15 protein-coding genes are annotated in these 14,625 nt (G+C 59.8%); all 15 read left to right on the forward strand.

Annotated features, from left to right (window positions below):
- Positions 1-223 precede the first annotated feature (223 nt).
- Positions 224-2,071, forward strand: coding sequence for a transcription termination factor Rho (gene rho / locus BJ985_RS01515; protein ID WP_179386375.1), 1,848 nt, complete (start codon positions 224-226; stop codon positions 2,069-2,071).
- Positions 2,064-3,140 carry a peptide chain release factor 1 gene (prfA, locus tag BJ985_RS01520; protein WP_040425038.1) on the forward strand — a complete coding sequence of 359 codons (1,077 nt, stop codon included), beginning with the start codon at positions 2,064-2,066 and terminating at the stop codon, positions 3,138-3,140. Before rho ends, prfA begins: the two co-directional genes overlap by 8 nt.
- 6 nt (positions 3,141-3,146) lie before the next feature.
- Complete coding sequence (gene prmC / locus BJ985_RS01525) at positions 3,147-3,983, forward strand: peptide chain release factor N(5)-glutamine methyltransferase (RefSeq protein ID WP_179386376.1); 837 nt, start codon at positions 3,147-3,149, stop codon at positions 3,981-3,983.
- 32 nt (positions 3,984-4,015) lie between these two features.
- Entirely contained in the window at positions 4,016-4,684 is a 669-nt protein-coding gene (locus BJ985_RS01530) for an L-threonylcarbamoyladenylate synthase (RefSeq protein WP_179386377.1), read from the forward strand.
- 12 nt (positions 4,685-4,696) lie between these two features.
- Positions 4,697-5,872 carry a glycosyltransferase family 4 protein gene (locus tag BJ985_RS01535; RefSeq protein ID WP_179386378.1) on the forward strand — a complete coding sequence of 392 codons (1,176 nt, stop codon included), beginning with the start codon at positions 4,697-4,699 and terminating at the stop codon, positions 5,870-5,872.
- Between the two features lie 73 nt (positions 5,873-5,945).
- Complete coding sequence (locus tag BJ985_RS01540; protein WP_218840748.1) at positions 5,946-6,323, forward strand: Cg1360 family ATP-synthase-associated protein; 378 nt, start codon at positions 5,946-5,948, stop codon at positions 6,321-6,323.
- A 458-nt stretch (positions 6,324-6,781) separates the two neighbouring features.
- Positions 6,782-7,594: a F0F1 ATP synthase subunit A gene (gene atpB, locus BJ985_RS01545; RefSeq protein ID WP_179386380.1), complete on the forward strand. Its 813-nt coding sequence runs from the start codon at positions 6,782-6,784 to the stop codon at positions 7,592-7,594.
- A 103-nt stretch (positions 7,595-7,697) separates the two neighbouring features.
- A complete protein-coding gene (locus tag BJ985_RS01550) occupies positions 7,698-7,940 on the forward strand; it encodes an ATP synthase F0 subunit C (protein ID WP_049361381.1) in 243 nt (80 codons plus the stop codon).
- A 44-nt stretch (positions 7,941-7,984) separates the two neighbouring features.
- Positions 7,985-8,557, forward strand: coding sequence for a F0F1 ATP synthase subunit B (locus BJ985_RS01555; protein ID WP_179386381.1), 573 nt, complete (start codon positions 7,985-7,987; stop codon positions 8,555-8,557).
- A 6-nt stretch (positions 8,558-8,563) separates the two neighbouring features.
- Positions 8,564-9,379 (forward strand): F0F1 ATP synthase subunit delta, encoded by an 816-nt coding sequence (locus BJ985_RS01560; RefSeq protein WP_179386382.1) that lies wholly within the window; start codon positions 8,564-8,566, stop codon positions 9,377-9,379.
- A gap of 60 nt (positions 9,380-9,439) precedes the next feature.
- The gene (gene atpA, locus BJ985_RS01565) at positions 9,440-11,080 is read left to right on the forward strand and encodes a F0F1 ATP synthase subunit alpha (RefSeq protein ID WP_023021750.1); all 1,641 of its coding nucleotides are present in this window, start codon (positions 9,440-9,442) and stop codon (positions 11,078-11,080) included.
- Positions 11,081-11,130: 50 nt separating this feature from the next.
- Complete coding sequence (locus BJ985_RS01570) at positions 11,131-12,120, forward strand: F0F1 ATP synthase subunit gamma (RefSeq protein WP_179386383.1); 990 nt, start codon at positions 11,131-11,133, stop codon at positions 12,118-12,120.
- A 3-nt stretch (positions 12,121-12,123) separates the two neighbouring features.
- The gene (gene atpD, locus BJ985_RS01575; RefSeq protein WP_049361377.1) at positions 12,124-13,569 is read left to right on the forward strand and encodes a F0F1 ATP synthase subunit beta; all 1,446 of its coding nucleotides are present in this window, start codon (positions 12,124-12,126) and stop codon (positions 13,567-13,569) included.
- A 10-nt stretch (positions 13,570-13,579) separates the two neighbouring features.
- Complete coding sequence (locus BJ985_RS01580) at positions 13,580-13,948, forward strand: F0F1 ATP synthase subunit epsilon (RefSeq protein WP_049361376.1); 369 nt, start codon at positions 13,580-13,582, stop codon at positions 13,946-13,948.
- 186 nt (positions 13,949-14,134) lie between these two features.
- Positions 14,135-14,611, forward strand: coding sequence for a DUF2550 domain-containing protein (locus BJ985_RS01585; RefSeq protein WP_179386384.1), 477 nt, complete (start codon positions 14,135-14,137; stop codon positions 14,609-14,611).
- The last annotated feature ends 14 nt before the right edge of the window (positions 14,612-14,625 follow it).

Below are 14,625 nucleotides of genomic sequence, written 5' to 3' on the forward strand. Positions count from 1 at the left end.
CAGTCGTTTCTTGATTTCTTCCGGTTCGTGCACTCGCTGTGCGAAGTCTCCACAAGGACACGGAAGAGGCCTCATACTTATTGCCCGGCAGGACGCGCATGCGCCTTGGCACGAGGGCGAGAAGTCCTAGAAAAATACACATTGGCTTCCAGTGCAACGCCGCGAGCATAGGCTGCGGCGGCTCCCGCATAATCGGACCTGGTCAAGCAACGAAAGGATATCCGTGAGCGAAACGGACAACACCGCAGCACAGGATCTTGCATCCCTGAAGCTGCCGGAATTGCGCAAAATGGCCGCAGAGCGCGGCCTACGTGGTGTCTCTGCCCTGCGCAAGGGGGATCTCATCACCGCCATCAAGACCGGACAGGTTCCGCCCAAGGCCAAGGCCAAGGTGGAAAAGGCCGCTCAGGTAGAAAAGGCGGAAAAGGCAGAGAAGCCTGAGAAGGCGGAAAAGCCGCGCACTAAGGCGCAGGATGAAGCGCCACAGAAGGCGGAAAAGCAGGAAGAATCCAGCGAAAAGCAGGGTAACCGTCAGCAGGGCTCTGGTGAGGAGCAGCGCTATGAGTCGCGCTCCCAGGCCCGCCGCGCTCGCCGCAACCGCGCCCGCCGCCAAGAGCGTCAGGAGCGCCAGGAACGGCAAGAGCGCGAGGAGCGCAACCGCAACGAGGAGAAGGGCGGCGCTAAAGACAACCGCGACAATAACTCCCAGGACGGCTCCGATAACCAGGGCGAGAAGAATGACCGCGGCGATAATAAGCAGCGCGGCAATCGCCACGAGGACAACAATAACCACGAGCGCGGCAACCGCCGTGGGCGCCGCAACCGCCGCAACCGCCGCGGCCGCGGAAATAACAATGACAATAACGGCGGCAACGATTTGCAGGTCCGCGAGGGCGATGAGCTGCAAGCCGTCGGCGGCATCTTGGACGTCGTAGACAATAATGTCGCCTTCCTGCGCACCACCGGTTATCGCGCCGCGGCTTCCGACGTCTTTGTCAACAACGGCATCGTCCGCCGCCTGGGCCTGCGCTCTGGTGACGCCATCACCGGCCAGGTCAAGGTCTCCGGCCCGACGCACACGCACGGCAATGGCCGCAACCGCCGCAAGTACAACCAGCTGGTGCAGGTCGATACCGTCAACGGCATCGATCCGGAAGGCGCAAAGCAGCGCCCGCACTTTAATAAGCTCACCCCGCTGTATCCGAATAAGCGCCTGCGCTTGGAAACGGATCCGAAGATCCTCACCACCCGCGTCATTGACCTCATCATGCCGATTGGTAAGGGTCAGCGCGCGCTTATCGTCTCCCCGCCAAAGGCCGGTAAGACGACGATTCTGCAGAATATCGCCAACGCGATTTCTACCAATAACCCGGAGTGCTACCTCATGGTCGTCCTCGTAGACGAGCGTCCTGAGGAAGTTACGGACATGCAGCGCTCCGTCAACGGTGAGGTAATTGCCTCCACCTTTGACCGCCCGCCATCAGAGCACACCTCCGTGGCGGAGCTGGCTATCGAGCGCGCCAAGCGCCTGGTGGAGCAGGGCAAGGACGTCGTTGTTCTGCTGGACTCCATCACTCGCCTAGGCCGCGCCTATAACAATTCCTCCCCGGCTTCTGGCCGCATTCTCTCCGGCGGTGTGGACTCCAATGCGCTCTACCCGCCAAAGCGCTTCCTGGGTGCCGCCCGCAATATCGAAGAGGGTGGTTCGCTGACGATTATCGCCACCGCCATGGTGGAGACCGGCTCTACCGGCGATACCGTCATCTTCGAGGAGTTCAAGGGCACGGGCAACGCCGAGCTGAAGCTGGATCGTGGCATCTCCGAGCGCCGCGTCTTCCCGGCCGTGGACGTCAATCCGTCCGGCACCCGTAAGGACGAGCTGCTGCTCGTTCCAGAGGAGGCACGCATCATGACCAAGCTGCGTCGCATCCTCTCCGCCCTGGATTCCCACCAAGCCATTGACCTGCTCATTAAGCAGCTGAAGAAGACCCGCTCCAATGGCGAGTTCTTGATGCAGGTGGCCTCCTCGGCCCCGATGGCTGCGGATAAGGATGAAGAAGATTATGTCTAATCAGGTTTCGCTCGTTGATGACATCGTGTCCGAGTACCAGGGCATTGAGATGCAGATGGCCGATCCGGAAGTAGCTGGCGACCAGAAGCAATTCCGCAAGCTCTCCAAGCGCTACGCGGAACTGCGCCCCATCATCATGGTCAATGATGAGCTCACCCAGGCACGCGAGGATCTCGCTGATGCCAAGGAGATGGCTTATGAGGACCATGACTTTCAGGAGGAAGCGGACCGCCTAGAAAAGTCCGTGGAGAGCTTGGAAGAAAAGCTCGCTGACCTGCTCGCGCCGCGCGATGAGCAGGATTCCGAGGACATCATTATGGAGATCAAGGCCGGCGCGGGCGGCGAAGAAGCAGCCCTCTTTGCCGGCGATCTGGCCCGCATGTACGAGCGCTATGCGGATAAGACGGGCTTTAATTGGGAGGTCTTGGGCCTCAATGAGTCCGATCTGGGCGGCGTGAAGGATATGACCATTTCCTTCCGTTCCAAGTCCCCGTCGCGCGATGGTGCCTGGTCCGTATTCAAGTTTGAGGGCGGCGTGCACCGCGTGCAGCGCGTTCCGGTAACCGAGTCCCAGGGCCGCATTCAGACCTCTGCCGCCGGCGTGCTGGTCTACCCGGAGCCGGAAGAGGTCGAGTCCGTCAATATCGATGACAAGGATATTCGCGTCGACGTCTACCGTTCTTCTGGTAAGGGCGGTCAGGGCGTGAACACCACTGACTCCGCGGTGCGTATTACCCACCTGCCGACCGGGCTTATCGTGACCTGTCAGAAGGAGCGTTCCCAGATCCAGAATAAGGCGCGTGCGCTGCAAGTTCTGCAGGCCCGTCTGGATCAGATGGAGCGCGAGGCCCGCGAGGCTGAGGCCGGCGAGCAGCGCGCCTCCCAGGTGCGCACCATGGACCGTTCCGAGCGTATCCGCACCTATAACTGGCCGGAAAACCGCATCACGGATCACCGCATTGGTTACAAGGCCAATAACCTGGACTCCGTGCTGAACGGTGACATGAATGACCTTATTAAGGCCTTGCAGGACCAAGAGCGCGCCGAGCGCCTCGAGGCCGAGGGCTAAACCAGCGTGGATAACACGTATGGACAGGCGCTGCGCCGCGGGGTGCAGCGCCTTCGTGCTGCCGGGGTGGCCAGCCCTGAGTGGGATGCACGCATCATGGCCGCGCACCTCATCCACTGCGGCCACATGGATATCCCGCTCGATCAGGCTCCTATGCCCGGCTTCGACGTGGCCTATGATGCGCTGCTGCACCGCCGGGAGGCCCGCGAGCCTTTGCAGTACGTCCTTGGCAGCGCCTGGTTCGGCCCGCTGGAGCTCAAGGTGGGCCCGGGAGTGTTTATCCCGCGGCCGGAAACCGAGGTTATGGCGGACTGGGCGGTGCGCAACGCGGACGGCCCGCGGCTGGTAGATCTGTGCACCGGCACGGGCGCGTTGGCGCTCTACCTGCACCACTATCTACCGGAGGCGCAAGTGAAGGCAGTGGAGCTTGCCGACGCCGCCCTGGCCTACACCCAAGCCAATACCCGTAACACCGGGGTAGAGGTCATCCAGGCTGACGCCACGGCCGACGATACTTTGGCGGACTGGAATGGGACCGTGGACCTGCTCGTGACCAACCCGCCCTACGTGCCGGAGACCCCGGATCTTGATCCCGAGGTCTATCATGACCCGCATAACGCGGTTTTTGCCGGAGCGGATGGGATGGGGGTCATCACCGGCCTTATCCCGACCATTGCGCGCCTTGTGCGCCCGGGCGGCAAGCTAGCCATCGAACACGACGACTCCACGAGCGAGGCCGTCCAAGCCGCATTGGCCCGACACGGCGGCTTCGAACAGATCGCCGCGCTGCAGGATCTGACGGGAACGCCCCGCTTTGTCACTGCGGTGCGCGGGGTAGACTAAGACACCATTAAGGGCAAGAAGGGGAAAAGATTATGCAAGGAAAGATTTTTAACTGCGCCGATGATGCCGAGCGCGAAGAGGGCATGAATATTGCGGTCAAGGCTGCGCAATCCGGTCGCCTTGTGGTCATGCCCACCGATACGCTCTACGGCCTCGGCTGCGATGCCTTTGATAATGATGCCGTAGCCAACCTCTTGGCCACCAAGCAGCGCGGCCCGGATATGCCGGTGCCGGTTTTGGTGGGGTCCTGGGATACCGTTCGCGGTCTGGTTGCTTCCTATACGGATACTGCGCGTGACTTGGTGGAGGCCTTCTGGCCCGGTGGCCTGTCCATCGTCGTCCCGCAAGCGCCGTCCCTGCCGTGGAACCTCGGCGATACCCGCGGCACCGTGATGCTGCGCATGCCGTTGCATCCCATCGCCATTGAGCTGCTGCGCGAGGTTGGCCCCATGGCAGTGTCCTCCGCCAATATTTCTGGCCACCAGCCGCCGACCACGGCGCTTATGGCCAAGCAGCAGCTTGGTAAAGCCGTGACGGTTTACTTGGATGGGGGAGAGACGGCCGTCGGCAAGCCGTCGACCATCATTGATCTCTCCGGTGAGTGCCCGTACCTGCTGCGCGAAGGAGCGCTCTCGGCCGAGGAAATCGGCGAGGTTATCGGCGTCGACGCGCAGACCCTGCGTACCCGCCCACAGGCTTAAGGGGGAATTCGCGTGAGCGGCAGTGGTGTCCCGCTGCGCGAGTTGGCCCTCGTCATCCTCGTCGCAGCAGCATTTACGTATCTCACCACCGGTGTGGTGCGCTCCTTTTTGGTGCGCACCGGCCGCGTGGCGGAGATTAGGCTGCGCGACGCCCACACACAGCCCACCCCGCGCATGGGTGGGGTGGCCATGTTTACCGGCTTCGCGGCGGCGATATTCCTCGCAGCCCAGCTTCCAGCCTTGACTCGCGGCTTTATGCCCGTCACTCCGGAGATGAATGCGGTGCTCTGGGCGGCCCTGGCGCTAGTCCTTGTCGGAGTGGTTGATGACTTGGTGGAACTGAGTGCCATAGTGAAGCTTTTTGGCCAGCTCTTTGCGGCCACCTTGATGAGTGGGCTGGGCCTTACCTGGACGCTGCTTTTCATCCCCTTTGGCGGCGGCACCACGGTCGTCCTCGACCAATTGCAAAGCACCCTGCTCACCGCATTCTTTACCGTTTTGCTGATCAATGCCATCAACTTTGTCGACGGACTCGATGGCCTAGCGGCAGGCCTTGGCATGATTGCGGGCGGGGCAATTCTGGTGTTTTCTTTGACCGTTCTCCATGACCAAGGCGGTGCGGTCTCGGCCTACCCACCGGCCATCATCAGCGCTGCCCTGGTGGGCATGTGCGCTGGATTCTTGCCGCATAACTTCGAACCGTCGCGCATCTTCATGGGGGATTCTGGCTCGATGCTTATCGGTCTCTTGCTCGCTGCGGCCTCGACTTCTGCGTCTGGCAAGATCAACATGTCGCTTTACGGCACGGTGGACATTGTCGCCTTGATGTCGCCCATCATCGTGGTGGCCGCAGCGGTGTTTATTCCAGTCCTAGACCTTGTCTGGGCCGTCATTCGCCGTCTGTCCCAGGGCCGCTCACCGTTTTCTGCGGATAAGGCGCACATCCATCACCGCCTACTCTCGCTCGGCCATACCCACCGCCGGACCGTGCTGGTTCTTTACCTGTGGGTCTCCGCCGTAGCCTTCGGCGCGGTGTCCTTTTCCATCGTGCCCGCGCCGGTGGCCATTGGCGTCACCATCGTTGCCTTGCTCCTCGCGTTCGCGGCGACCCTCGTGCCTTTGCGCCAAGGAAAGATTGGGCCTGCCGCGCGAGAGACCGTCGTGGTGAAGGAATCCGAGCCCTCGTGAGGTAGGGTGTGTAGCCGTGAGTGAAGCACAAGCGACTACGCAACCCTCGGAATTTGATGACCACCGCCGTCCCATGCAAAGGGCGGTCAAGCTGGGTGGTCTTGCCCTGCTGGTTATCACGGTGGTCTCCTTGGCCGTTTGGGGCGGTATCAGTGGTCTCCCCGGCATTTGGGGAGTCCTGGTCGGCGCCGCTATCGGTGGCGGCTTCGTCTTGTTTACCGCCTTGTCGGTATTGCTAACCGCCAATACCACTCCTGCCAACACTATGGCCGTGGTGCTGGGCGGTTGGCTACTTAAGGTCATCGTCTTGGTCATGGTGCTTCTCGTAATCCGGGATATGGATTTTTATGACACCGTGGCGCTGTTCGTAACCGTCATGCTGGCCCTTTTCGCCACCTTGGGCACGGAGGTGTGGGCTGTAGTAACCTCGCGCGTCACCTACGTCTCGTAGTAGGGAAGAGGCCTCTTAAAGGGCCCACCGCTTTTCTGGAAGGAAAGGTGGTGGGCCCTTTTGCTTTGCGTGCATGCAATCGTTTCTGTTGTGGTTACCCCCGTCAAGGTGGGGAAATAGGCAAGTGTGATGAACTCCACGTAGCAGGATTTAGGCAGAATGTGGCCTTTTTGTTGTGAATTTGTGGCGGAATTGAGCCCACAGTGGCGAAACTGGGCTCGTTAGTGGCCCCCCACGTGCGAAAACTCTTGATCTAACTGATACGCTTTTCTTCGGGTTACCGCGGGCTAGCACAAAAGCTGGCTTTCGCAGCGGTGAATCCCTGTCTTGCGCACGCTGATGTGCGACGGAGTCCGTGTGTGAGGCAGAGAGTTTGAGACGTCCATCGCACCACACGGCCTTCGACAAGCTGTGTGGCCCGAACACGGGAGAGAACGCTGAGCGTTACAACATTGGCCATGAAGGGTAGCTTCCACGCACCCGAACTGGACCCAGAATTTTTCCCGGGGCACGTAACCGATGATGGCGGAGTCGTTGACCTCTGGTTGAGCGATTTTGCCAACGGTTGGTTCGCTTTGGATCGCATCATGCTCGTTCGCCTTCTGATGGCGGCCGTGCTGGTGCTCCTATTTGTTGTCGCCTTCAGGAACCCGAAGCTGGTTCCTAAAGGAATTCAAAACGTAGGCGAGCATGCGATTGACTTCGTGCGAGTTCAGATCGCAGAAGACATCTTGGGCAAGAAGGAAGGACGTCGCTTCCTTCCACTTTTGGCCTCTATCTTCTTTGCAGTTTTGTTCTGGAACTTCACAACTATTGTGCCGGGCCTGAACATTTCTCCGAACGCCCGTATCGGTATGCCAATCGTCTTGGCCGCTGTCGCGTATATCGCCATGATTTACGCCGGCGCTAAGCGCTATGGCTTTGGCAAGTTCATCAAGTCCTCGGTGGTTATTCCTAACCTGCCGCCGGCCTTGCACATTCTTGTCGTGCCGATTGAGGCTTTCTCTACGTTTGTTATGCGCCCAGTCACCTTGGCTCTTCGTCTTATGGCGAACTTCCTGGCTGGTCACCTCATTTTGGTCCTGTTGTACTCGGCTACGAACTTCTTCTTCTTCCAGTTCAACGCCTGGACCGCAGTGGGTGGCTTGACCCTGGTCGCAGCGGTTCTGTTCACGCTTTACGAGCTTATCGTCATCTTCTTGCAGGCATACATCTTTGCCCTGCTGACGGCGGTATACATCGAATTGTCGTTGCATGCAGATTCGCACTAACAACAACGCGAACCTCGCGGTTAACTAAATACCCCAAAATCAAACCAACACCGCCCCGCAGGACACTCCCGCGGGATATACATTGAAAGGGAACGACTTTCACATGAACGAGATCATCCTGGCTCAGGACGCAGCAACCACCTCCTTCGACGGCCTTCAGTCCCTCGGCTACGGCCTGGCCACCATCGGCCCGGGCCTGGGCATCGGCATCCTCGTTGGCAAGACCGTTGAGGGCATGGCACGCCAGCCTGAGATGGCCGGCCAGCTGCGCACCACCATGTTCCTGGGTATCGCCTTCGTTGAGGCACTTGCCCTCATCGGCCTCGTTGCAGGCTTCCTGTTCTAAAGAACGCTTTACACAAGTAAATCGAACTTTAAGAACGGAGACCCATGAACAACGTCATTTACTACCTTGCAGCAGAAGGAAGTGAGCACCTGCCGCTAGAGAGCGGCAACTCCATCCTCCTGCCCAAGATGTACGACTTGGTCTGGTCGATCATTCCGTTCGCCATCATCCTGATTGTGTTCTGGAAGTTTGTTCTTCCGGCGTACAACAAGATGCTGCAGGAGCGTGAAGACCGGATCGAGGGCGGCTTGAAGCGTGCCAAGGCCCAGCAGGCCGAGGCTAAGGCCGCTCTGGAAAAGTACAATGCTCAGCTGGCCGACGCCCGTGCAGAGGCAGCCGAGATCCGCGAGCAGGCGCGCGAGCGCGGTAAGCAGATTGAGGCCGAGGCTAAGACCAACGCGGAAGAAGAGTCCCGCCGCATCGTCGCCAATGGCGAGAAGCAGCTGGAGGCTTCCCGCTCGCAGGTTGTTACTGAGCTGCGTTCCGAAATGGGCCAGAACTCCATCAACCTGGCGGAGAAGATTCTGGGCGGCGAGCTTTCCGACGCCTCTAAGAAGTCCTCCACCATTGATGGCTTCTTGTCCGAGCTCGACTCTGTGGCACCGGCCGGAAAGTAGGCAACTATGAAGGCAGCTAGCCGCGAAGCACTCGCAACCTCGCAAACCCGCTTGGATGAGATCCTGGCAGGCGACAACAATGTCGCCACCGCTGCACAGGCGGGCCTGGATATCTTCGAGGTTGTCGATGTCTTGGATGCAGACCGCGAATTGCGAGTCGCATTCACCGATATCGCCGCCCCGAGCGAGGCACGTAAGTCCCTGGCGGAAACCCTGTTCGGCTCCAAGATTTCCGATGGCGCACTGCGCATCATCCAGGAAGCTGCGGCCGCACAGTGGTCCACCCCGAAGGACTTTGTCAAGGGCTTGGTGTCCCTGGGCCGCCGCGCACTGCTGCGCGGTGCTGAGGCGCAGGGTCAGCTGGGTCAGGTAGAAGACGAGCTCTTCCGCCTGTCCCAGATCCTTGACCGTGAGGGCGAGCTCACCCAGCTGCTTTCCGACCGAACTGCTGATTCCGCCCGCAAGCGCGGATTGCTGGCAAATGTGCTCTACGGCAAGGTCACGATGTTTACTGAGGCACTCGTGCTTCAGGCCATCTCCCGCCCAGAGCAGAACCCGATCGATGATGTAGCCGCACTGGCCGATTCTGCAGCTGACCTGCAGGACCGTACCATTGCGCGCGTTACCGCAGCGGGTGAACTAAACGAAGGCCAGCAAGCAGTACTCGCTGAGAAGCTGGGCAAAATTTATGGTCGTGCGATGTCCATTCACTCTGAGGTTGACACCAGCCTCCTCGGTGGCATGCGCATCCGCGTCGGCGATGAAGTCATTGATGGCTCCACGGCAGGCAAGATTGCCCGCCTGCGTGCCCAGATGGCGTAGCCGAAACGACAGAAACGATTTAAGTAAGTGCTGGAAGATACTACCGAGAGCAGGAAGAACATGGCGGAGCTGACGATCTCCTCCGACGAGATCCGTAGTGCGATTGCGAACTACACCTCGAGCTACTCCGCGGAGGCCTCCCGTGAGGAGGTCGGCGTGGTCATTTCGGCAGCTGACGGTATTGCGCAGGTTTCTGGCCTGCCGTCCGTTATGGCGAATGAGCTGCTCGAGTTCCCAGGCGGCGTGATTGGCGTCGCACAGAACCTCGACACCAACTCCATCGGTGTCGTGGTCCTGGGCAACTTCGAGTCCCTCAAGGAGGGCGACGAGGTTAAGAGGACCGGCGAGGTTCTCTCCATCCCAGTGGGCGAGGAATTCCTCGGCCGCGTAATTAACCCATTGGGTCAGCCGATCGACGGCATGGGCCCAATCAACGCTGAAGAGGAGCGCGTCCTCGAGCTGCAGGCACCATCCGTGCTGCAGCGCCAGCCGGTTGAAGAGCCAATGCAGACCGGCATCAAGGCTATCGACGCAATGACCCCGATCGGCCGCGGCCAGCGCCAGCTGGTCATCGGTGACCGTAAGACCGGTAAGACCGCGGTCTGCATCGATACCATTTTGAACCAGAAGGCTAACTGGGAGTCCGGCGACAAGGACAAGCAGGTACGCTGCATCTACGTCGCTATCGGCCAGAAGGGCTCGACCATCGCTGGCGTGCGCCGCACCCTTGAGGAGCACGGCGCACTGGATTACACCACCATCGTGGCCGCACCGGCTTCCGATTCCGCCGGCTTCAAGTGGCTGGCACCGTTCTCCGGTGCAGCGCTGGGTCAGCACTGGATGTACCAGGGCAACCACGTCCTGGTTATCTACGATGACCTGACCAAGCAGGCTGAGGCCTACCGTGCCATTTCTTTGCTGCTGCGCCGTCCGCCGGGACGCGAGGCATACCCAGGCGATGTGTTCTACCTGCACTCCCGCCTGCTGGAGCGTGCTGCAAAGCTTTCCGACGACATGGGTGCTGGCTCCATGACCGCCCTGCCGATCATCGAGACCAAGGCAAACGACGTCGGTGCCTTCATTCCGACCAACGTCATTTCCATTACTGACGGCCAGGTCTTCCTGGAGTCCGACCTGTTCAACCAGGGCGTTCGCCCGGCTATTAACGTCGGTGTTTCCGTCTCCCGTGTCGGTGGCGCTGCACAGACCAAGGGCATGAAGAAGGTCGCAGGTAACCTGCGTCTGGACCTCGCTTCCTACCGTGACCTGCAGGCCTTCGCGGCATTCGCATCTGACCTGGATGCTGCTTCCAAGGCTCAGTTGGAGCGCGGTTCCCGTCTGGTCGAGCTGCTGAAGCAGTCGGAGTCCTCCCCGCAGCCGGTGGAGTACCAGATGGTGTCCATTTACCTCGCCGAGGCTGGCATCTTCGACGTCGTTCCCGTTGAAGACGTCCGCCGCTTCGAGGACGAGGTGCACGAGTACCTCAATGCCAATACCCCAGAGGTCTTTGAGCAGATTTCCGGCGGCAAGCCGCTGACCGATGAGTCCAAGGACGCATTGGTTGCGGCAGCTAAGGACTTCCAGCCGACCTTCCGCACCTCCGAGGGCCACAACTTGGGCTCCGAGGCGCCGGTAGAGCCTTTGGATGAAAGCGACGTTAAGAACACCGAGCTCAACGTCTCCCGCAAGACGGCTAAGTAGAGTTCAGAACTCACAACTAACCGTCTAGATTAAAGAAGGGAGGAGAAACGATGGCTAATCTTCGCGAACTACGTGACCGCATCCGGTCCGTCAATTCGACTAAGAAGATCACCAAGGCCCAGGAGCTCATTGCTACCTCGCGCATTACCAAGGCGCAGACTAGGGTAGAGGCCTCTCAGCCGTACGCGGCTGAGATGACCAGCATGATGAACAAGCTGGCTGCCGCCTCTACGTTGGAGCATGACATGCTGCGTGAGCGTGAAGACGGAAACGTCGCCGCCATCCTCGTGGTCACTTCTGACCGCGGTATGTGCGGTGGCTATAACAACAACGTCTTCAAGAAGGCAGCACAGCTGCAAGCTCTCCTGGAAAGCAAGGGCTACGAGGTAGTTCGCTACGTTACCGGTAATAAGGGCATCGGCCACTACAAGTTCCGCGAGGACGAGGTAGTTGGCAGCTGGGGCGGTTTCTCTCAGGATCCAACCTGGGAGACCACCCACGATGTGCGCCGTCACTTGATTGATGGCTTCATTGCTGGTTCCCATGGCACTACCAAGGGCCGCGACGGCCTGCATGCGCAGGGTGAGGGCGCCGGTGTACGTGGCTTTGACCAGGTACACGTTGTCTACACCGAGTTTGAGTCCATGCTGACCCAGACCGCGCGTGCTCAGCAGCTGTTGCCAGTTCAGCCGGTTATTCAGGATGAGGAGTATCACCTCGGTGAATCCGCTCTGACTGACTCTGCATCTGCGGACGACGTTGCCGCAGGATTCGAGTTCGAGCCAGACGCAGAGACGCTGATGGAAGCGCTGCTTCCGCAGTACGTCTCGCGTATCCTGTTTGCTATGTTCTTGGAAGCTTCTGCTTCCGAGTCCGCTGCACGCCGTACAGCTATGAAGTCTGCTACTGACAACGCAACCGAGATGGTCGAGGACCTCTCTCGCGTGGCTAACCAGGCCCGTCAGGCACAGATTACCCAGGAAATTTCAGAGATCGTCGGTGGCGCTGGCGCGCTATCTGACAGCGCAGAAAGTGACTAGATTATGACTACAGCTCTGCAAGAGCAGAATGCACAGTCTTCGGCAGTCGCCGGTCGTGTCGTGCGCGTCATCGGTCCGGTTGTGGACGTGGAATTCCCACGTGAGGCACTGCCGGCCCTGTACAACGCACTGCACGTCGACATTAAGCTCGAAGCTGTTGCAAAGACCGTCACCCTCGAGGTCGCTCAGCACCTCGGTGACAACCTTGTCCGTACCGTGTCCATGGCACCGACCGACGGCCTCGTCCGCGGTGCCGAGGTCATCGACTCCGGAAAGCCAATTTCCGTGCCGGTCGGCGACGTCGTCAAGGGCCACGTCTTCAACGCCCTCGGTGACTGCCTCGACGAGCCGGGTCTCGGCCGCGATGGTGAGCAGTGGGGCATCCACCGCGAACCGCCAGCGTTCGACCAGCTCGAGGGTAAGACCGAGATTCTGGAGACCGGCATTAAGGTCATTGACCTGCTGACCCCGTACGTTAAGGGCGGCAAGATTGGCCTCTTCGGCGGCGCAGGTGTGGGTAAGACCGTTCTCATTCAGGAGATGATTACCCGTATCGCCCGTGAGTTCTCCGGTACCTCCGTCTTCGCCGGCGTCGGCGAGCGCACCCGTGAGGGCACCGACCTCTTCCTGGAAATGGAAGAGATGGGCGTGCTGCAAGATACCGCACTTGTCTTCGGCCAGATGGATGAGCCGCCAGGAGTCCGTATGCGCGTGGCTCTGTCCGGCCTGACCATGGCGGAGTACTTCCGCGATGTGCAGAACCAGGACGTGCTGCTGTTCATCGACAACATCTTCCGTTTCACCCAGGCCGGCTCTGAGGTTTCGACCCTGCTGGGTCGTATGCCTTCTGCCGTGGGCTACCAGCCAACCCTGGCTGATGAGATGGGTGTTCTGCAGGAGCGCATTACCTCGACCAAGGGCCGTTCCATTACGTCCCTGCAGGCCGTTTACGTTCCTGCCGATGACTACACCGACCCGGCTCCGGCAACGACGTTCGCTCACTTGGACGCCACCACCGAGCTGGACCGTGCTATTGCTTCCAAGGGTATTTACCCTGCAGTGAACCCGCTGACCTCTACCTCTCGTATCCTCGAGCCGGGTATCGTTGGCGAGAAGCACTACGAGGTTGCACAGCGCGTCATCGGTATTCTGCAGAAGAACAAGGAGCTCCAGGACATCATCGCCATCCTTGGTATGGACGAGCTGTCTGAGGAGGATAAGGTCACCGTTCAGCGTGCCCGCCGTATCGAGCGCTTCTTGGGCCAGAACTTCTTCGTCGCACAGAAGTTCACTGGCCTGCCGGGCTCCTACGTGCCGCTGTCTGAGACCATCGATGCCTTCGAGCGCATCTGCGATGGCGAGTTTGACCACTACCCAGAGCAGGCCTTCAACGGCTTGGGTGGCTTGGACGACGTCGAGGCTGCATACAAGAAGTTGAACGAGAAGTAGGGAGAGGCACATGGCTGACATCACCGCCGAATTGGTTTCCGTCGAGCGCCTGCTGTGGTCTGGACAGGCCTCCATGGTCACGGCTGAGACCACCGAGGGTGAGATCGGCGTGCTTCCCGGTCACGAGCCAATGATCGGTCAGCTGATCGATAATGGCGTGGTGACCATCCACCCAGTGGACGGCGAGCGCCGCGTCGCCGCCGTGCAGGGTGGTTTCCTCTCCGTTACCCAGGACAAGATCACCGTCCTCGCTGATTGGGCCATCTGGTCCGATGAGGTGGATGAGGAGAAGGCTCAGAATGATTTCGCTTCTGAGCACGAGCTCACCAAGTCCCGTGGCGAGGCCGCACAGCGTGCAGTTCGCCGCGCCAAGGCTTAATACCTTGGATTGGTAGGAGAGGGCAGCAATAGCCGCCCTTCCTGCTCTCTTAAGGCGCATCGGTTTATAGCCGGTGCGCCTTCTTCGTTTTTTCTTTGCCTTTTCTTATTGGCGTGTAGGCCCTTCAAGGCGCTACAATCCAAAGAATCAGTTTCTCCACAGAGCGAGGATGGCGTGAAAAGGCCCATGAATTCAACGGTGGTTGCAGTGCTTCTGTGGGCCCTTGGAGTGGCCCTGCTGCTAGTTATTTTTCTGGCTGCGCTTCGCTTTTTCACCGTGCGATCGCGCGGTACTTCAGTCCTCCTGCGCCGAGTTCCGGCTAAGAATTCCCTTTCCTGGCGCCATGGTTCGTTGCGTTATGAAGGAGAATTCGTGGAGTATTTCAAGCTCCGTTCTGTCTCTCCGCGCTGCGATCTGCGCATCAACCGCCTCGACATCGAAGTAGTGAGCACCCGCCCGCTTGATGATGACGAGGCTTCTTTTATGTCCGCTGCCACCGAAGTCGTTCGCTTTCGGGCCAAAGGAAAAGAATATGAGCTGGCTTCCGACGCCCATGGCATCATGGCCTTTGGCGCATGGGTAGAGGCCGCCCCATCTAAGCGCCAGCAGCGCTTTGACTTCCGGGAATTGCGCGAGCGCGCTACCCGTCAATCCAAGCGATAGGCCCACCCGCTAGG

It is taken from the genome of Corynebacterium tuberculostearicum (assembly GCF_013408445.1).
Lineage (GTDB): Bacteria > Actinomycetota > Actinomycetes > Mycobacteriales > Mycobacteriaceae > Corynebacterium > Corynebacterium tuberculostearicum.

Excerpts from the sequence above, each read along its gene's own strand:
- BJ985_RS01550 (WP_049361381.1), top strand. The coding sequence starts at position 7,698 with ATGAACGAGATCATCCTGGCTCAGGACGCAGCAACCACCTCCTTCGAC.
- atpA (WP_023021750.1), top strand. The coding sequence starts at position 9,440 with ATGGCGGAGCTGACGATCTCCTCCGACGAGATCCGTAGTGCGATTGCG.
- BJ985_RS01530 (WP_179386377.1), top strand. The coding sequence starts at position 4,016 with ATGCAAGGAAAGATTTTTAACTGCGCCGATGATGCCGAGCGCGAAGAG.
- BJ985_RS01555 (WP_179386381.1), top strand. The coding sequence starts at position 7,985 with ATGAACAACGTCATTTACTACCTTGCAGCAGAAGGAAGTGAGCACCTG.
- BJ985_RS01585 (WP_179386384.1), top strand. The coding sequence starts at position 14,135 with ATGAATTCAACGGTGGTTGCAGTGCTTCTGTGGGCCCTTGGAGTGGCC.
- atpD (WP_049361377.1), top strand. The coding sequence starts at position 12,124 with ATGACTACAGCTCTGCAAGAGCAGAATGCACAGTCTTCGGCAGTCGCC.
- BJ985_RS01580 (WP_049361376.1), top strand. The coding sequence starts at position 13,580 with ATGGCTGACATCACCGCCGAATTGGTTTCCGTCGAGCGCCTGCTGTGG.
- prfA (WP_040425038.1), top strand. The coding sequence starts at position 2,064 with ATGTCTAATCAGGTTTCGCTCGTTGATGACATCGTGTCCGAGTACCAG.
- atpB (WP_179386380.1), top strand. The coding sequence starts at position 6,782 with ATGAAGGGTAGCTTCCACGCACCCGAACTGGACCCAGAATTTTTCCCG.
- BJ985_RS01560 (WP_179386382.1), top strand. The coding sequence starts at position 8,564 with ATGAAGGCAGCTAGCCGCGAAGCACTCGCAACCTCGCAAACCCGCTTG.
- BJ985_RS01570 (WP_179386383.1), top strand. The coding sequence starts at position 11,131 with ATGGCTAATCTTCGCGAACTACGTGACCGCATCCGGTCCGTCAATTCG.
- BJ985_RS01540 (WP_218840748.1), top strand. The coding sequence starts at position 5,946 with ATGCAAAGGGCGGTCAAGCTGGGTGGTCTTGCCCTGCTGGTTATCACG.